Source organism: Shimazuella soli, from assembly GCF_022511585.1.
GTDB classification, from domain to species: Bacteria; Bacillota; Bacilli; order Thermoactinomycetales; family Thermoactinomycetaceae; genus Shimazuella; species Shimazuella soli.
The window spans coordinates 188063-206178 of record NZ_JAKWBN010000002.1 but is presented as its reverse complement, the minus strand read 5'-3'; the positions used below and the strand labels follow the sequence as shown (position 1 = coordinate 206178).

General features: G+C 38.9%; 16 protein-coding genes. 3 read left to right on the top strand and 13 right to left on the bottom strand.

The annotated features are described in order from the left end of the window. Window positions 1-3: 3 nt before the first annotated feature. The 5 genes from MK805_RS05955 to MK805_RS05935 form a co-directional block, all read right to left on the bottom strand. A complete protein-coding gene (locus MK805_RS05955) occupies window positions 4-783 on the bottom strand; it encodes an electron transfer flavoprotein subunit beta/FixA family protein (RefSeq protein ID WP_240874679.1) in 780 nt (259 codons plus the stop codon). A gap of 1 nt (window position 784) precedes the next feature. After that, window positions 785-1381: a TetR/AcrR family transcriptional regulator gene (locus MK805_RS05950; RefSeq protein WP_240874678.1), complete on the bottom strand. Its 597-nt coding sequence runs from the start codon at window positions 1379-1381 to the stop codon at window positions 785-787. Window positions 1382-1588: 207 nt separating this feature from the next. Beyond that, window positions 1589-3409, bottom strand: coding sequence for an ABC transporter ATP-binding protein (locus MK805_RS05945; protein WP_338057483.1), 1821 nt, complete (start codon window positions 3407-3409; stop codon window positions 1589-1591). 1 nt (window position 3410) lies between these two features. Further along, window positions 3411-5165, bottom strand: a complete 1755-nt coding sequence (locus MK805_RS05940) for an ABC transporter ATP-binding protein (protein ID WP_240874677.1) — start codon at window positions 5163-5165, stop codon at window positions 3411-3413. Window positions 5166-5296: 131 nt separating this feature from the next. Further along, on the bottom strand, window positions 5297-6127 hold the full coding sequence (locus MK805_RS05935; protein WP_240874676.1) for a metallophosphoesterase: 831 nt from the start codon (window positions 6125-6127) through the stop codon (window positions 5297-5299). 228 nt (window positions 6128-6355) lie between these two features. On the opposite strand from MK805_RS05935, the gene MK805_RS05930 reads away from it, so the two are divergent. Beyond that, on the top strand, window positions 6356-8296 hold the full coding sequence (locus tag MK805_RS05930) for an ankyrin repeat domain-containing protein (protein WP_240874675.1): 1941 nt from the start codon (window positions 6356-6358) through the stop codon (window positions 8294-8296). A gap of 254 nt (window positions 8297-8550) precedes the next feature. On the opposite strand, the gene MK805_RS05925 is transcribed toward MK805_RS05930, so the two are convergent. Further along, entirely contained in the window at window positions 8551-10221 is a 1671-nt protein-coding gene (locus MK805_RS05925) for an AMP-binding protein (RefSeq protein WP_240874674.1), read from the bottom strand. 131 nt (window positions 10222-10352) lie between these two features. Then, on the bottom strand, window positions 10353-11612 hold the full coding sequence (locus MK805_RS05920; RefSeq protein WP_240874673.1) for a purine/pyrimidine permease: 1260 nt from the start codon (window positions 11610-11612) through the stop codon (window positions 10353-10355). 59 nt (window positions 11613-11671) lie between these two features. Here MK805_RS05920 and MK805_RS05915 point away from each other — a divergent pair, with 59 nt between their 5' ends. Next, on the top strand, window positions 11672-13057 hold the full coding sequence (locus MK805_RS05915) for an RsmB/NOP family class I SAM-dependent RNA methyltransferase (RefSeq protein WP_240874672.1): 1386 nt from the start codon (window positions 11672-11674) through the stop codon (window positions 13055-13057). 86 nt (window positions 13058-13143) lie between these two features. Continuing rightward, window positions 13144-13317 carry a hypothetical protein gene (locus tag MK805_RS05910; RefSeq protein ID WP_240874671.1) on the top strand — a complete coding sequence of 58 codons (174 nt, stop codon included), beginning with the start codon at window positions 13144-13146 and terminating at the stop codon, window positions 13315-13317. Window positions 13318-13749: 432 nt separating this feature from the next. Here the strand turns inward: MK805_RS05910 and MK805_RS05905 are convergent, their stop codons facing one another. From MK805_RS05905 to MK805_RS05880, 6 genes are all read right to left on the bottom strand, one after another. Next, entirely contained in the window at window positions 13750-14100 is a 351-nt protein-coding gene (locus MK805_RS05905) for a DUF1801 domain-containing protein (protein WP_240874670.1), read from the bottom strand. Next, a complete protein-coding gene (locus tag MK805_RS05900) occupies window positions 14036-14542 on the bottom strand; it encodes a YciI family protein (RefSeq protein ID WP_240874669.1) in 507 nt (168 codons plus the stop codon). The genes MK805_RS05905 and MK805_RS05900 overlap by 65 nt, the downstream gene beginning before the upstream one ends. 110 nt (window positions 14543-14652) lie before the next feature. Then, on the bottom strand, window positions 14653-15906 hold the full coding sequence (locus MK805_RS05895; RefSeq protein ID WP_240874668.1) for an RNA polymerase sigma factor: 1254 nt from the start codon (window positions 15904-15906) through the stop codon (window positions 14653-14655). After that, window positions 15903-16337 (bottom strand): YciI family protein, encoded by a 435-nt coding sequence (locus MK805_RS05890; RefSeq protein WP_240874667.1) that lies wholly within the window; start codon window positions 16335-16337, stop codon window positions 15903-15905. Before MK805_RS05890 ends, MK805_RS05895 begins: the two co-directional genes overlap by 4 nt. 83 nt (window positions 16338-16420) lie before the next feature. Then, window positions 16421-17074 (bottom strand): DUF998 domain-containing protein, encoded by a 654-nt coding sequence (locus MK805_RS05885; RefSeq protein ID WP_240874666.1) that lies wholly within the window; start codon window positions 17072-17074, stop codon window positions 16421-16423. 43 nt (window positions 17075-17117) lie between these two features. Then, a complete protein-coding gene (locus MK805_RS05880) occupies window positions 17118-17921 on the bottom strand; it encodes an alpha/beta fold hydrolase (RefSeq protein ID WP_240874665.1) in 804 nt (267 codons plus the stop codon). Window positions 17922-18116 lie beyond the last annotated feature (195 nt).

The window sequence follows — 18116 nt, the reverse complement described above, 5'->3', positions numbered from 1 at the left end:
CCTCTATAAAACCTTTGCTTCTTTATTCAATTTCTCTATTAAAGAAGTAACCTGTTCCTCTATACTTCCAGTCAAAATCAGGCCTGCGGTTTTTTTGGGCGGTAAAAATATTTCCTTTTGTGTTGTTTTGGATTGAATTGTTTCTTCTGAAAGGGATAAATCATCGAGTTCATAGCGGGTCAATGGTTTTCTTTTGGCTTTCATAATGCCGGGAATGGTGGGATATCTGGGGTCATTTAATCCTTGTTGTGTGGTTACTAATAAGGGTAATGTTGTTTGAATATGTTCAGTATCACCTTCCACATCTTTTTCAATGGCAGCATTTTTCCCATCAACCGAGATGCTAGTAATGGTAGATACATGAGGAATTTGCAGCAATTGCGCAAGTCTTGGTCCTACTTGTGCAGAACCATCATCTACTGCCATATAGCCGCACAATATCAAGTCAAACTCATCGTCTTGTTCCTGTAATACAGCATAAATAACTTGAGAAATACTATGTTCATCTAATTCTACTTCCAGCTCTTCTGTTTCTACTAATATCGCTTTATCTGCTCCCATTGCTAATGCTGAGCGCAGAGCTTGTTCTGTTCGATCTGGACCTATGGTAAGTACTGTTATTTCTCCACCATGCTTTTCCTTTAGGCGGATTGCTTCTTCTACAGCATATTCATCATACGGATTAATAATAAATTCAACTGCCTCTTCACTTATCTGTCCATTTTTTAACACGATTTTCTCTTCTGTATCAAAGGTTTGTTTTAAGCAGACTAGAAAATTCATGTTAATCCCCCTTTTTCGCAGTAATCCCGTTTACAAACATCTGGTAAACTGGCTTGGCTAACGCTTGTAAGGAATATTTTTGTTGATGGCTCACCCATGAAGTTACAAGATCATCTAATGTTCCAAAGATCATCTTTCGTGCCAAACGTACATCCAAATCAGAGCGGAAAACACCTGATTCCTTGCCTTGTTCCATTACATGCTCAATCAGGTTTAAGTATGCTTGCATCAATTCACCAATTTCTTTGCGAACATAGGGATCAGACTGGCGTATTTCCATCTGCACTACAACAGCAAGCAATGGATTTGTTTCTAAGTAACCCAGATGCAAAGCGATAATGTGAAACAGCTGCTCTTTTGCATCTTTTGCAGTAGCAATTTTCCGTTTGACTAAACGAATGAAACTGCCAATTTTTTCCCTAAAAATAGAAATCAATAAATCCTCTTTATTTTCGAAATATAAATAAATGGTTCCATCTGCCACACATGCTTCTTTTGCGATTTTAGACACTTGCGCTCGATGATAGCCATACTTAGCAATAACACGAATAGATGCTTCTAAGATGGCATCATATTTCTGACTAGTCCGTTTTGCCATCTGCCCTATTCCTTTCTTTGCTGAATGGTGGTTCATTTTCTATCTCAATTTTATAAACACATGTTTTCATTGTCAAACAAAAAAAGAAAACAATGTAAATTGTATTTTTCTCATAGTACCTTGGCTGGGCTTTGAAAAGCACCTAAGCAAAAGGACAGTAATTAAATTTAGCTCAGCTCCCAAATAGGAACTAAGCTAAAATTTTCCTCAGATTTCAAACTGTGCAGCATATAATTCTTGATAAAATCCTCTTTTATTCAATAACTCCTCATGGGTTCCTTGTTCTATTATTTTTCCTTGATGAATCACTAAAATCTTATCGGCATTCTCGATTGTCTTTAAACGGTGAGCAATGACAAAACTAGTACGTCCTGCCATTAGATTTTTTAATCCTCGCTGAATGTGAAGTTCAGTTCGGGTATCAATATTAGAAGTAGCTTCATCCAAAATGAGGATATCCGAATTCATGAGAATTGCTCTAGCGATGGCAATCAATTGACGCTGTCCTTGACTGAGATTGGTTCCTCCTGAGACGATTTCAGACTGATACTGTTTCGGCAGATGCTTGATAAAGTAATGCGCCCAAGCCATCTTTGCAGCAGTTTTTACTTCTTCCTCAGTGGCATCTTGCCGACCATAACGAATATTTTCAAGGATTGTACCAGAAAACAGATAGGTATCCTGCAAAACGATACTGATTCTTTTTCGTAAATCATCGATTCGATAGTCCTTAATATTATTACCATCAATAGAAATATGCCCAGTTTGAATATCATAAAATCTTGTCAATAGATTTACAATCGTCGTTTTCCCCGAACCAGTTGGACCGACAAGAGCAATCATTTCTCCAGGATTTGCCTCTAAATTTATATCTTTTAAAACAAGTTGATCCGATTGATAGCCAAAGGAAACATGCTGAAAGTTAACTTCTCCCCGAAATTTTTCTACGACTAAGGCATTTTCTTTGTCCGTGATTTCCGGTACTTCATCCATGATTTCAAAAACACGTTCACCACCGGCAATAGCGGATTGAATCGTATTTAATAATGTTGCAATCTGACTGATAGGCCGAGAAAACTGTCTGGAATAGCTCACAAACGATGCGATAATCCCAATCGTCATACTTTCATGCAAAACTAGTAGTGCACCTGCCCCAATCACCAGCCCTAGACCTAAGTTATTGATAAAATTGATAATCGGATTGATAAATCCTGAAAAGGTGTCTGCCTGTCTGCCAGATTCACGCAACCTGTCATTAATCTCACCAAATTGTTCGATGGTTTGAGCTTCTTTTCCATAGAGTGTGACTACTTCTGCACCTTGGATCTTTTCTTCTACAAAACCATTTAATTCACCAATATCTCTCTGCCTTTTAATAAAACTACTGCTGCTATATTGATATATTTTCTTTGTAGAAAGGATCATTAAAGGCACAATCAGCAATGTAATGATTGCCAATATAGGGTTCAACGAAAACATGGCAATCATTACCCCGACAATAGAAATAATAGAGGATATCACTTGCGTAACACTTTGAGAGAGAGCACTGTTGAGATTGTCTATATCATTTGTCACTCTACTCATCAGATCACCATGTGGTCGGCTATCAAAAAAACGCAATGATAAAGTTTGAAGTTTTACAAAAAGATCATATCGCAACTGATTAATCGTTTTCTGCGCAATATTGATCATAATAAATGTCTGTAGCCATGTTAGAGCAGTAGTAAGTAAATAAATTCCCGCCAAAAAGAGGATCATCCGTACAGATCCATTAACATCATGGGGAATGATATACTTATCGATAATTACTCCTATATAGTAAGGTCCGAGCAAACCGAGTAAAGACGTAAGTAAAACAAGAACAATCGCAGCAATTAAGCCAATACTTTGTCTTCCTAAATACTTCCATATTCGTTTTACTGTATTTCGCGCATCTTTTGGCTTTTCCATTTGCACACCAAATCGACCACCTCCACGAAATCCAAATCGGGGTGGTGTTGCGGAACGTGTTCCAGATGTTTCGCTCATCTTAGCTCTTCCCTCCTGCCTCTGCTACGATATCAATCTGACCACCCTGAGAAAGATAAATTTCACGATACACTTCGCAATCAGCTAATAAATTAGTGTGACTTCCCATACCAACTAATTCACCGTCTTCCAGTACTAATATTTTATCTGCATCCATAAGGGAAGAAATTTTTGATGCGATTAAAAAAATAGTCTGATCGGATGACCTGTGCAGGGCAGCCTGAATAGTTTCTTCGGATTTTGCATCTACAGCAGACGTAGAATCATCGAGAATTAGGATAGGAGCAGAGCGGACAAAAGCCCTCGCTAAGGATAGTCGCTGTTTTTGACCTCCAGACAAATTCGTAGCCCCTTGGGTTAGAGTGTACTTATATCCGTCTTCCAATCGATCGATAAATTCTGAAGCACATGCATCATCGGCAGCAGCTTTTAGTTCAGACGGTCCTACTTCGTCATTTCCATATCGAATATTTTCCAAGATAGATCCAGAAAACAAGGTAGCTTTTTGGGTTACGAAACCAATAGAAGACCTGAGCGCATCAAGTTTATACTGTTTGATATTGATTCCATCGAGTAAAATTTCGCCAGAATCAACGTCATACAACCGCGCGATTAGCTTTACTAATGTTGACTTCCCACTTCCAGTAGAACCGATAATGCCGATTGTTTCACCAGATTGCACGGAAAAAGAAATATTTTTTAATACTTGCTCCTCATTTTTACTGTAACTAAAGGAAACATTTTGAAACTCTACTTTTCCCTTTATCTCACTTGGTTCGTAACTATCTGATTTGTTGGTAATCGTTATTTTTGTATCCAATACTTCTTGTACCCTTGCTGCTGAAGGGACAGCACGCGTGATGAGAATCGAAACCATACTGACTTGCATAAGTGCCATCAAAATTAGCATCAAATAATTGATAAAAGCGAGTATAGCTCCAACTTCTATACTGTTATCAGCAACTTTATAAGTTCCTAGCCATAAAGTTCCTATTATTCCTCCATTAATGATAAGCATGATCACAGGCATCATGATAGAGATCACTTGTACTGCCGAACGGTTTGCTTTCGTCAGTCCATCATTCACTTCAGCAAACCGCTGTATTTCCTGCTTTTGCTGCACATATGCTTTAATTACTCTCATACCGGCTAAATTCTCTTGTAACCTCGTATTCACTTTATCAATTGCTTCTTGTACTTTTTGAAACATTCGACTTGACCTATTGGCGATAAAGAACACCGTAATCAACAATGCAGGTACAACCACAAATAAAACAGGTGAAAGTCCCTTGGAAGAAAACAAGACGATTACCATACTTCCAATAAACAAAAGCGGTCCCCTAACAAGTACACGTAATGTCATCGTAAGTGCATTTTGGATAGTAACAATATCATTGGTGACAATAGTTATTAATTTGCCTGCACCAAAACGTTCGCGATTTTCCCCAGAAAAAGTGATGATTTTACTTAATGCAGCAAGTCGCACATCTCCCGAAAAATTTACAGCAGTTTTCGTAGAGAAAAAAATACACCCTAATCCGCCGACTAATCCGATCAATGCGGCTACAATCATCAAAATACCCATACGAATCACATAACCTGTATCTTGATTTGCGATCCCATGATCAATAATATGTTGCATAATCGTAGGTTGAAGTAAATCCATGGTTACTTCTAATACCATCAGTAGCGGTCCGAGTATCGCAATCCCTCTATAAGGTTTCAGAAACTTACCTAAAGCACGAATGGACCCCATTATCTATCTCCTCCCTTGCAGTCCGTTCATTTACACCAACTAGAATTTTATGCCATTTCCACATATTTAGCAATCCGAAGAAATTATTCAGTATGATCATCCTATCAATTCAGGTAGTTGAATTTTGAAAATTATGTACGAGATAAATGTAAGATTGAAATCTGTGGTCGACAATGAAAGCGAAAGGGTAAAATGGTAGTGCCAATTCCTCTGTTCACATATACATTCGTTTTTTCCAGCGAATAAAATCCATCCGTATAAATTCTCCCGCCTGGAGGGGTAATCATAGCGCCGAGAAATGGAAGCCGTATTTGCCCGCCATGACTATGACCAGATATTTGTAAATCAACTTGGTTTGATACAATATTGGATGCAAAATCGGGACAATGCGAGAGCAATAACGTACATGTGTCTGGTGCTCCTTCGATTGCTTGGTTTAAAGAGGGTTTACCCATCAACATATCCTCTACACCTGCAATCACCAACGTATCCTGTCCTTTTCGGATCAAATGATGCCTATTTCGGAGAACATGAAAACCAATGTGTTCAAAATTTGGTGTAACTAGGTCCCCTTGATAATCATGGTTTCCAAGAACAGCAAATTTTCCAAGCGGGGCATGTAATTTTTGGAGATGAGGGAGGATTGGAAAAAGAACGTCCTGTTTGTCGTCTACCAAGTCACCCGTAAACAACAATAAGTCAGGTTTTAAAGAATTTACTTTCGTAACTACGTGAGACACATCATCTTCGTTCATATGAAATCCAACATGCAAATCACCGAATACTACAACTCGCATCCCTTCAAATGCTGAAGCTAACCGTGGAAGACGTATGAATTTCTCTGAAACTTCTAACCACCTAGGCTCTATTCCATAGCTATACCCTGCTGTCAATGGAATAAGACTGAGAAAACCAAATAACGCCCGCTTTAAAAATGCCCGACGACTGAGATGTTGATTCATAGCTGCCCCTTATAAGGAAAGTATTCATAAAATTAGTTACAAATTTTGTAAATAGAAAACTTTACCATGCTATATTTACAATTTTAGGTATAATTATATATTCTATATAAGATAACTTATCCCTGCTATTCAAGTGCAAGTCCCTTTAAATTATATAATATTTTTCACCAAGAAGATTGTTATTAATTTATGATATATATAAAAATATTTATAAAAGGTAGGGTGAAAATGACTAATCTACCGCCGCTAGTTGGACTTATGTATGATTTACGTCATGATAACAAACGATTTGCCCATCTTTCTGAGTTAGTAATGGAAAAGGAGTTTGCAGCTTTCAAAGAAGAGTTTGCTGAAAATGATCGTATGTTGGATGACTACTCTAATGTGACGCTACTCCATATGGCTGCTGCAAGTGGAACAACTGAAATAATAGATTATTTGGTGCAATTAGGAATGGATATCAATAGCATGGATAAAGATGGGAATACTCCCCTTCATTTTGCAGCACTATGCGGGCATGAAACAGGAGTAAATCATCTACTGACGCTGGGTGCTGACAAAACCATCACCAATAAACGAAATCATGCTCCTTGGCAAGTTGCCCGAACCGGAAAATTACTTTCTGTATTATGGACAGATGATGCAAATCACAAGTATAAGACAAAACCAGACAAATCACTTTATGAAGCAGTGGAAACAGAAGATATCACTGCTGCGAAAACACTAATGGAGATGAATGTTCATCCTAATCTTTTAAATCACGAAGACCATCAGGTTGAATTTCGTCTTCCTCTCCATATTGCAGTAGACAAACAAAATCTAGAACTAGCAGAACTACTCTTAGAAAACGGAGCAAAACCAAGTGCACCATATCTCCATTTACATGTGCCATTAGAAAATGCAATCAAACACAGAGATACTAAAATGGCAGAGTTGCTACTCAGATATGGTGCTGATCCCAATCATAAATTAGGGACTGAATCTCTTCTTCATCTGGCGACAAGATTAAATTTACTCGAGATTATGGAACTTTTACTACAACATGGAGCTGATCCAGAAGCTCAGGTAAGAGGACATTACTTCTATCATCCTCCCCTTCGGGATGCTTGTTCGGTTGAAGCGATACACCTTTTGATCAAATATGGAGCACAAACAGACCCCGAAAAAATGAAAAACTTTTTAATTTGGCCCATTGGCAGAGGAGATACAGAAGTTGTAAAAGAATTCATCCGCATCGGTGTACCTGTGGACAACCCCGATCTGTGGAACGATGCGATTAGTGGTTCTCGCCATAATCAAATGATTCCTTTATGTAAAGTCTTATTGGAAGCTGGCTTAAATGTAAATACTCCTATCAAGTATTACGGCAGTCCGCTGCTTCGAGCTATCCAATATAGAAATCTAAAGTTAGTAAAACTTTTTTTGGAACATGGGGCAGATGTTAACATAAAAACTTCAGAAGGTTATACTCCTTACGAAGTAGCAGTATCTTTTTTAGAGAAAGAGATTAGTGACCTTTTGGCTCACTATATGAGAGAAGCAGAAGTACCAATCCCTAGTTTTCAGGCAGCTCCACCTTTGTCTAAGATAAAAGATGCATTGCAACAAGATCATTCTGACCTTATTCAACTAAGTCTCTATGACAGTACCGACGACAGTCATCATGACCAGTTTCAAGAACTGATTAAAATACTTGGTTATTCTGCCGATGCCCTTCCCTTTGAAGTTATCAACGATGATGAGGATGAGGAAGAAGAGTATTATGAAGAATGGAACGAAAATTATCAGCCGCCGCTATCCAGTTATCAAGTTATCTTCCATCCACAAGACCCACGTTGTTTTATTTTGTTAGTGAGTTGGTACGATGATTTTGCCTATCGTTCTGTATACCATCTCCATGTTCGGTGTGAGAAAAAATATAGAGAGATGATACAGTCCCTATTTGAGGATTGGTTCAAAGGCGATGAGGAAGCAGACGTTGGACCATCTGAATTCACAAAAGAAGATCAAGAATTTGTAGAACACTATAAACTAGGTACTTATGTCTATGAGTGGGATAAAACAAACATTTCGGACGAGATAGCAGCAAGATTAGAAGAAGTAGAAAAGTATTATTTAGCAGCGGTTAAAACGATTCATGATAAAAAAATCGCTCCTATTTCTCCCTAATTTCTTTGAATTTAAAAGCCCTTTCCCATATGGGACAAGGCTTTTTTGTTTGTTAAATTGCGAATTACTAGCAAAGCATTTGAAATTGAGGTACTATTAAGATGGTATCTCCGACTGAAAGGACAAATCCATGCGCAATATGCGTAAGGCCGCTGGTCTTCTTCTCGCTGCTGTGCTCGTGGGCTCGTTCGCTGGCTCCTTCTCTTCCTTCAAAACCAATCATATAGACAGCAAAAAAGCCCAGTTACACTGGACTAATTTTTCTTTTCCGCTCTTATTTCATCTTGCAGTACACGTCTTAATATTTTCCCAATAGATGACTTCGGCAGTTCGTCTCGAAATTCGTAGAGTCTAGGAACTTTGAAACTTGCTAGATTAGCCCGGCAATGCTTGTCGAGTTCCGAAGATGTTACAGTCATTCCTTTTTTGATTACGATATAAGCTTTTGTTGTTTCTCCTCGATATGCATCAGGGACTCCAATTACTACAGCCTCATCTACAGCAGGGTGTTCGTACAATACTTCTTCTACTTCCCTCGGATAAATATTAAATCCACCTGCAATAATAAGGTCTTTTCGCCGATCCACAATATAAAAATAACCCTCTTCGTCCATTTTCGCCATATCGCCAGTGGATAACCAACCATCTTTGATCACTTGGGCAGTCTCTTCTGGACGGTTCCAATAGCCCTTCATTACTTGCGGTCCACGTATTTGAAGTTCTCCAATAAGCCCAGGAGCCAGTTCTTCCCCTGTTTCCATCGAAACGATTCTACATTCCGTGTCCGGCCATGGCAAGCCAATCGTAGAGCTTTTTTTTCGATCCCAAATTAAATTAGTATGTGTAACTGGTGATGTTTCCGTTAATCCATATCCTTCTACCAATCGACCGCCTGTAAGTTGTTCAAATTTGTCCTGCACTTCAATTGGTAATGGCGCAGAACCACTAATACATGCGTCGATAGAGTTTAATTGGTACTTATGAATTTGGGGGTGATTGATCAATGAAACATACATCGTCGGTGCACCAGGAAAAATAGTAGGCTTCTCTTTGGCAATGGTCTTGAGAATTTGATCACGATCAAATTTGGGAAGTAAGATCATGGTCGCAGCAAGTTTGATCGCCAAATTCATCACAGCTGTCATCCCATAAACATGAAAAAATGGCAAAACACCAAGGATCTTTTCTTGCCCTTCCCTTGTCTTATACATCCAAGCGGAGGCTTGATGAGCATTTGCAACCAAATTCCGATGGGATAACATGGAACCTTTCGCTAACCCAGTAGTTCCACCGGTATATTGCAACAAAGCTAAATCATCGGCTTGTTTGGATGTCTGTATAGCATTTGCAAAAGGAACATGGTGGAGCAAATTTTGAAACAGATATACATGATCTTCACGCGGAATTTTGGGCAATGATTTTTGTGTTAAAGGATAGAGCAATTTTTTGCGAAGCGGCAAATATTCAGCGACACTTGTTACGATAATTCGCTGTAAGTTTGTCTGCAAGTGAACTTTTTCGACTCTATCAAAGTGGATATCGAGACAAATGAGCGAAGTAGCTCCTGAATCGTTCAATATGTGGAGCAGTTCACGCTCTGTATACATTGGATTTACTTGAACGACAACGCCATCTAGAAACAAACTAGCATAATACGAAATAACTGCTTGTGGAATATTAGGCAGCATGATAGCAACGCGATCATCTGCTTTTACCCCTGCTTCTTTTAAAGCTTCTGCAAAACGATACGTTTCATCCAATAAAGTTCGATAAGAAATTTTCTTACCTAAAAAATGTATGGCTTCTCTGTCCGGATATTGCTTTACTGCATCAGTCAACAATGCGGTCAGGGCTACATCTGGATAAGATAATGTTTTAGGGATTTGAGGCGGATATTGGTGTAGCCATGGTTTTGACACCGTCATCCAGGCTCCCTCCTAGAGGTGAATGAGATCCACCAAGTAGAAATAATCTTGCTACCTATATTGTATCCAACTATACCTAAAGTTTGCATCTTTTCTTTTTGACTTTTCACTCATCTTATGCTTATTTTCATTTACATGATTTTCTTCCTCCACAACTGATCGAGCAAAATTACAATTATCACCCCTACTAACAATCCATTTCCAAAAATATATTGAACCACCGAGGGGAATTTTTGAAAGATAGGAAGAGGTAAAAACATAATCCCAATCCCTAAAGATACAGATAAACTAAAGATTGTAACTCTGCGGTCATCCAGTTTTTCATTCAATAATGTTCGTATGCCAATCGCAAACATTTGAGCAAATGATGGTAAAATTGCAGCATATGCTATCTGACTAGGTAATTGAGATAAGAGAGACATGATAGGAGGAAAACAAGACAAAATAACTAAAGCAATGCAAGCTATTTTTAATACATTTGTTTTGGTTTGATTTGTTGTCTTTACAAAACCGGCTGTAACAGTTAAGGATACCATCCCAATAGTAGAAAAAATGGTAGACACAAGATGGGAAATCCCTCCAATCCAACCTGACTGATTCAACTCTTTTTTATCTGCTCTTTGTTCTTTTGGGATAACTTGATTCAAGGCTGTAATACTTGCCACAGTATTCGACATAAGAACAAGACCGATTAGGATACCAGAAACAATTCCGCCCAAATCAAACTGAGGAATACCCCATGCAAAAACTTGTGGAATAGAAAAAAAGGCATGTGTACCCACCGCTTTGTTTGGAGCACCAATGATCAAAAAGCAAATCCATCCAAGAGCAATACCAATTAATACGTTGTAGGTTTTCATCCAACCTTTTCCCCACATCGATAAGACAAATACCAAAACAAAAATAAAGAAGGCTACAGCTGCTTCTTTTAGCGGAAAATAGGTAATATCAGAAGTAATTCCAAGCATTCCTTTTAAAAATACACCGCTTAATTGCAGGGAAAGCAAAACCAAAAACGTACTTGTCACCAAAGAAGTGAAAATGACTAACATTTTACTGAGCAGACCAGTAAATCCAAATATCATCAGTACAATACCAGCAACGGCAAGCATACCTGTCAAGGAATGCAACGTATTTTTGTTCGCTGCGATTTGCCCCATAACGACAAAAACTCCAAGCCATATTCCTGCTGGTCCATCGATTAGAGGAAGTCGATGTCCAAAAGCTACTTGAAGAAAAGTACTGATACCAATGACAAAAAAAGTCCGCTGAATGAATTCTGCTACTTCTATAGGAGATAAATGATATAATTGTCCAATTACAATAGGTACAGCGAGACCATTAGCAATTAAAAAAATAAACCATTGAAGAGAACGTAAAGAATAACTCATTTTATTGCCTCCAAGATGTGAAGTAAAATGATTTTTAGATAAAAAAACAGGAGTTATCGATGATGAATGTACTGCCTACCGAATTCTTAACCGAAATAAAAAAAGAATTAAACGGTTCGTTTGACGAGTTTCTTGCTACGTATGAACAACCAGCTGTCAAAAGTCTCAGGACCAATATAATGAAAGTTTCACCAAAATCGCTTGAAAACATGATCCCTTTTCACTTTGAACCGATCCCATGGTGCCCAGATGGGTTTTATTTTCCCGTCACCACTCGCCCTGGAAAACATGTCTATCACGCAGCAGGACTTTATTACATACAAGAGGCAAGTGCAATGGCACCTGTTGAAGCACTTCAACCAAAACCGAGTGAAAAAATCCTCGATATGTGTGCAGCTCCAGGAGGAAAAACGACACAGATCGCCGCTAAAATGAATGGAGAGGGCATCCTCGTCGCCAATGAAGTAGATGGCAAAAGGTGCAAAGTACTCATCAGCAATCTAGAACGTTTTGGAGTGACAAATGCTGTCGTTTTAAATGAACAGCCACATCGATTCAGTGAGCGATTCACTGCTTATTTCGACCGTATTCTAGTTGACGCACCATGCTCAGGTGAAGGGATGTTTCGCAAAGACCCAGAAGCATGTGAACATTGGAGCATCAAAAACAGTGAAAAGTGTGCTGACCTCCAACAATATATCCTAACAGAAGCTGCGAAGATGTTAAAACCCGGTGGTCGGTTAGTCTACTCCACCTGTACATTTAATCGCCGAGAAAATGAATATACATTGGAGAATTTCCTTCGTAACCATCCTGATTTTGAATTAATAGAAGTTCCTAACCATCAACATTTTCAAAATGGATTAACAGACTCCACTGCTCTAGCGAGTCGCTTATGGCCTCATTTGCTTCGAGGAGAGGGACACTTTTTAGCAGTATTACAAAAGAAGCAGGATATAGAAGAGGCTAAAATCGATAAGAAATCAAAAAAAGGCATAAAAAATGCACGTATTCCCAAACAAATTTCTGCTCTTTTTGAAGCATTTATAAAAGATACGTTTGTGGAGCCAATGTCTTTTTCAGGGAATTTGGTACTCTATGGAGATCATCTGTATGAAACACCGCTTGATTTCCCTAATTTGGACAAGTGTAAAGTTGCTCAACCAGGCAGATATTTGGGTGAAATTCGAAAAGGTCGCTTTCTCCCCTCTCACGCTTGGGCTATGGCACTTCAAGCCAATTCGATAAAACAAGTTCAATCATATCAAAATAGGGATAGGGAATTATACCGTTTTTTACAAGGAGAAACAGTCCCTACAACTCACAAAGGGTGGACACTTGTAACCGTTGATGGATATGCTCTTGGATGGGGGAAAGGTGCGGCTGGCATATTAAAAAACCATTATCCCAAATGGTTACGTTTCGCCTATGATCAACCAAAATAAAGTTACATCTGCCCAAGCTCCCTTACATATACTGTAATTGCATTCATGTAGATTTTCTACAAAAACATATGTAAGGAAAATAAAAAATGACGCTAAAAGAGCCTGCTGCAAATAAATACTGGATTGCCCTTGGAATGATTCAGCCTGAATGGATTTACATGAGTCATTTTTTAGAGGAAGAAGAAACAGAGGAAGAACTTGCACCACTTCCTCCCATTACATCGGAAATGCGGATAGTCTTTCATCCGAGACTCGATTGAACAAAGCACATTGTTTAACGGACAATGTGCTTTTTATAATAGAGCAGAATATTATTTATATTAACATGGATTTATAAACAATGAATTTACATTTTGGAAATAAAATTGATTTTTTTTGGAAAAAGCGGACATATAAAATAAAGCACATCAAGGTGAGAAAAACGTTCTCCCTGTCTCGAACTAAGAGGAGAAGTTATGTATGGTGCCCCTGCCACAAGCTGAACAGCAAGACTCCGAACTTCAAGCTTCCTGGGACGAAGGCTCAGAGGAAGGCTTTGAAGAAGGCGCAGGAAGAGGCAAGCTCGCACCCTCTCCTGAAGGCAGCTCTCGGTAAGAAGGACACCGACTGACAGCAATTCTTTTGGAACAGGACCGGCTAAATTACCCTTATAGAGTAATTCAGCCGGTCCCCTACATTTATAATCAAATTTGTTAATTCACGTTTTGCGTTATGTGTCGGAGAATTTTTCCTAAAAGGGAATAATCGAAAGATTGTCCCTCCTTTATTTTAACAGCTTTACGATCGGCTTTTGAAGAGGATTCAAAGAAACCTTCTGGAGCCTCAACTGTTTCAGCGTTAAATAGAGTAACATTAATCCAATTTTTTGCAGGGAAGAATACACAGACTTGTTTCCCATCTTTTGTATAAAAAGCTTGTTTGTATTTTACTTGTTCTTGGACCTCTGGCAACGTTTGATGAATTACTTGTCGTATTTGATTACAAATTTCTTTTTGCCATTCTTGTTCGATTTGATCTATATACGCTGTTATTTCTTGATTCATATTTGTCTGCTCCTCCAGTTATTTTTAACATACTTAGCAAATCCTTCAGATCATGTTCCATTGGATGTTCCCTCGTTCCCTCTAAAACATCCAAATTTTCTTCTAACCTCTGTAATTCAATCTCAAATTTGCCTCGATTTTTTGGCACTGGCATCTGTAAAGCCCATTTTAAAGCCTCTTCCTCTGTTTCTACATCAATCAAGATATATTCCGTCATCCACGCTGTGTCATCTAAAGAGAAAGGTCCTACTTGAACTTTTGGTTCATCGCGATGAGAGGAATACAATACTTTCATACCTGTAGCGCTAGGTTGAAGGGACTCTGTTGTTAATAGGACATTAGCTTTCACTAAATTTCTCTTGTAGACCGTCTTTGCTTCTTGGTCTTCTTGACTGTATCTCACTCCTGCTTCGGTATATTTCGAAGCTTTTACTATTAACATGTATCGTATGATCATTCGCCTCCTTCAATCTAAGAAGAAATTCTTTGATATCCTTCTTACTAAAACGACGAATGAAAACTGCTTAAATCGACATATCTATTAAAATATATTTAAGTCTTTTCTTTACATTCATTTATTCGATTTTGCAGATGAATTCTTTCACGTTCATTTTCAGTCATAGATGCTGCTCGTTCTAATTCGACACAAGCTTCCTCATAACGTTCTAGCTTCATCAGAAGGTCTCCTCGAACACTCGGCAGTAAGTAATAGTTTTGCAGGGCAGGTTCCTTATATAGTTCTTCTACAATCTGTAAACCATATTCTGGGCCAAACGCCATTGCTATAGCTACTGCACGATTTAGTTCAACAATAGAAGATGGTGTTGCACGAGAAAGAGCTTCATAGAGAGCGGCTATTTTTACCCAATCCGTTTCCATTGGTGTAGGTGCTATTGTATGACAAGCTGAAATTGCTGCTTGCAGTGAATAAGGACCCATTGTTTTTCCCAAATGTTTACTGCGTTCTAGTGCAGCCAATCCTCGCCGAATCAACAATTGATCCCATTTGGAGCGATTTTGATCCATAAGCAGGACTGGTTCTCCTTGTGAGTTAACCCTAGTTCTCAATCTCGAAGATTGTATCTCCATTAAAGCTACCAATCCATGAACTTCTGCCTCAGAAGATGCAATTTCAGCTAGTATACGCCCTAACCTCAAGGCTTCTTGACACAACAACGGACGAACCCAATTTTCCCCAAAAGTAGCAGAGTAGCCTTCATTAAACATGAGGTATATCACCTCAAGTACCGTAGACAAACGATCTTTTAACTCCTCTTCCGTCGGCAATTCGAAGGGAATTTGCTTGGCACGAAGGGTTTTCTTAGCCCGAACAATGCGCTGAGCAATTGTTGATTCTGCAACTAGAAAAGACCGGGCGATTTCATCCGTTGTTAGTCCACATAATAGCCGAAGTGTGAGGGCTACTCTAGCCTCTTGTGAAAGTACAGGGTGACAGGTCATAAAAATAAGCCGCAGGAGATCGTCACCGATCTCCGCTGAATTATCAATATCTGGTTTTGTATACAAATCCATGCTATGAGCAATCTCTACATATTTTTGATCACGAATCTTACTTCTACGTATCAGATCAATTGCGCGGCGCTTTGCAGTTGTCATCAGCCAAGCTCCTGGATTTTCTGGGATTCCCGTTTCCGGCCATCGTTCAAGAGCGATGACAAGAGCATCCTGAGCTAGATCTTCTGCCAAACCAACATCACGTATCATTTTGGTTAAACCCGCTATTAGTTTTGGTGACTCTATCCGCCATATTGCATCAATTGTTCGATGAGCATCCGAAAAACTCACGCTTTCTTTTGCTCCTGAATCTGTTTACGTAGAATAGCCTCTTTGGCTAAAGTCTCCGGATTATCCATTAAATCTTCTACTTCAACTACTTGACGAAGTTCGATCTCACCTTGTCCAAATCCATGCGGGTCTGGCATTCGTAAAGCCCATTCGACAGCCTCTTCTTTCGATTTCACTTCTATTAAGGTATATCCAGCGATCATTTCTTTTGTTTCTGTAAACGGTCCGTCGATGACTCTCGGCTTCCCTCCAGGCTCTGGATAAGAAATTCGAATTCCATTGCTGCTTGGTTGTAATCCATCAGCGGCAAGTAACACACCTGCTTTAACCAACTCTTCATTATATTTTTGCATCGCTTCCACAAGCTCTGGACTCGGCTTATTACCTGCTTCTGAATCTGTCGTTGCTTTTACAATCAGCATAAATCTCATTTTAAATTCCTCCTATTATAAAAAATATATCATTTTTAAATATAAATTTATTAATTTTAAGTATTAATAGCCTTTCCAAATGATTACACATTGAATTGATTTTGTTTCATAACATACCTGCCGGAGAGGGCAGATACCCACCCAAAAGCTACTAAACCAGCACATCCCATCATAATTCCCATCCACGAATTCATCCCCATACCTAAAATGATGAGCAATGGTGAAACAATCCCTGTTGAAATGCAATACACTCTCCAGTTTTTCTCGCCTTGAGCCGCAAACAAACGTGAAAATACAAAGCAGGCTATGAGTAGACAGATAAAAGACGTGAAGAAAGCTAGAGAGTGCAAAGCTGCATGAGTACTCATGGATGTTGGCATACTTTGTGGAGCACCAGCAGGGAAACCCAATCCAGGATCAGGACGAAATAATCCAGCACCAATCATCCCAATGCCATATACACCAATAAGCAATGTCCCCCAAGTAACAGCTTTATGATCTTTCAACACACTTCTTATACCAATGGAAGCTAGAACTGCAAGTAAGCCTGTAATAATGAAATTAGCACTTTGTACCCAACCCCAATCCCCCAAAGTTAACATGCTGATAGCATGACGACGGATGTCAAATCCTGACTGTGTAAACATTTGGATGATGGATATGATGTAGAAAAAAGGTGTAGAAGTTACTCCTCCAATTAAGAAAAGCTTCAAAAGAGATCGTTTTTTTGTATTCATCACATATTCTCCCTAATAATCTTTAGTTTTTTTGTTTGTTGTTTCAGTTGAAAAATGCAAGTAGTTCATTTGCAATCTTGCTTGTTTGTAGTTTTTTGGTATGACCAAGTCCCTTTTTACTCACCAAAGCTGCATTCGGTAAATTTTTAGCTAATGCCCGCGCACCATGACGTAAGGCAATCGGACTCTCTGTTCCTGCAAGAACCAAAGTTGGCATTGTCACTGTATTCCACAATCCAACAGGTAAAGGTTTTCCTTCCATATACCCATCTAATAAAGCTGCATCATAAGGTAGGGTGTGAGCAACATTCATCAATTTGGACCATACACCCGGCATCAACCGCATCATGGCAATGACAAAAGAAGGTGCCCCCATACCTTTTGTCATAAAATATTTGATGGCCTCTGCCCGCCTATCCTCGCTAATGAGATTTTTCACATGTTCCGCAAAATTTTCTGGTGCTGTATGCCCTTCTGTATCAACTACAAATGGTACTTCATGTAAAGCCAATTTTGTGATGTTTGCTCCTCTAGCTGCTGTCTGTAAAGCAATCACAGCCCCAGAAGACAACCCCCAAACATATGATGATCCTCCAGCCTCCTCTATAAGAGCCTCCAGATCTTCATACTCCCGCTCTACGTCATAAGGCATGGTATCTTCACTATCTCCGCGACCACGTCTGTCGTAATAGTAAACAGTAAAGCGGGAAGACAATAACTGAGCCAATTCTATTTGAGCAGGAAACTCTCGATAACTGAAGGCACCTGTTACCAGTACTAATGAAGGCCCATGTCCAACTTTTTCATAAACTATTTTTGTACCATCTTTTGAAATGACAGAATGCATATAGAATCTCTCCTTTGATAGGGATATTTTTTACTATTGTTTCTCAAAATCAACTTAAAGGATAGTTCTGGTTTAAACGACTTAACTATGAGTCTCTTTTGGCTCTTTATATAGACAACGAATAACAAACGACAAAATCGACATACCTAAAAGATTTTTTTAAAAAATTTTTGTAGAGAAAAGAAAACTTACTGA

What these genes read in the sequence shown, in the direction of transcription:
- MK805_RS05935 (WP_240874676.1), bottom strand. Translation starts at nt 6,127, where the DNA reads ATGAATCAACATCTCAGTCGTCGGGCATTTTTAAAGCGGGCGTTATTT.
- MK805_RS05910 (WP_240874671.1), top strand. Translation starts at nt 13,144, where the DNA reads ATGACGCTAAAAGAGCCTGCTGCAAATAAATACTGGATTGCCCTTGGA.
- MK805_RS05930 (WP_240874675.1), top strand. Translation starts at nt 6,356, where the DNA reads ATGACTAATCTACCGCCGCTAGTTGGACTTATGTATGATTTACGTCAT.
- MK805_RS05925 (WP_240874674.1), bottom strand. Translation starts at nt 10,221, where the DNA reads ATGACGGTGTCAAAACCATGGCTACACCAATATCCGCCTCAAATCCCT.
- MK805_RS05905 (WP_240874670.1), bottom strand. Translation starts at nt 14,100, where the DNA reads ATGAATCAAGAAATAACAGCGTATATAGATCAAATCGAACAAGAATGG.
- MK805_RS05950 (WP_240874678.1), bottom strand. Translation starts at nt 1,381, where the DNA reads ATGGCAAAACGGACTAGTCAGAAATATGATGCCATCTTAGAAGCATCT.
- MK805_RS05885 (WP_240874666.1), bottom strand. Translation starts at nt 17,074, where the DNA reads ATGAATACAAAAAAACGATCTCTTTTGAAGCTTTTCTTAATTGGAGGA.
- MK805_RS05890 (WP_240874667.1), bottom strand. Translation starts at nt 16,337, where the DNA reads ATGAGATTTATGCTGATTGTAAAAGCAACGACAGATTCAGAAGCAGGT.
- MK805_RS05900 (WP_240874669.1), bottom strand. Translation starts at nt 14,542, where the DNA reads ATGTTAATAGTAAAAGCTTCGAAATATACCGAAGCAGGAGTGAGATAC.
- MK805_RS05940 (WP_240874677.1), bottom strand. Translation starts at nt 5,165, where the DNA reads ATGGGGTCCATTCGTGCTTTAGGTAAGTTTCTGAAACCTTATAGAGGG.
- MK805_RS05915 (WP_240874672.1), top strand. Translation starts at nt 11,672, where the DNA reads ATGATGAATGTACTGCCTACCGAATTCTTAACCGAAATAAAAAAAGAA.
- MK805_RS05945 (WP_338057483.1), bottom strand. Translation starts at nt 3,409, where the DNA reads ATGAGCGAAACATCTGGAACACGTTCCGCAACACCACCCCGATTTGGA.
- MK805_RS05955 (WP_240874679.1), bottom strand. Translation starts at nt 783, where the DNA reads ATGAATTTTCTAGTCTGCTTAAAACAAACCTTTGATACAGAAGAGAAA.
- MK805_RS05920 (WP_240874673.1), bottom strand. Translation starts at nt 11,612, where the DNA reads ATGAGTTATTCTTTACGTTCTCTTCAATGGTTTATTTTTTTAATTGCT.
- MK805_RS05880 (WP_240874665.1), bottom strand. Translation starts at nt 17,921, where the DNA reads ATGCATTCTGTCATTTCAAAAGATGGTACAAAAATAGTTTATGAAAAA.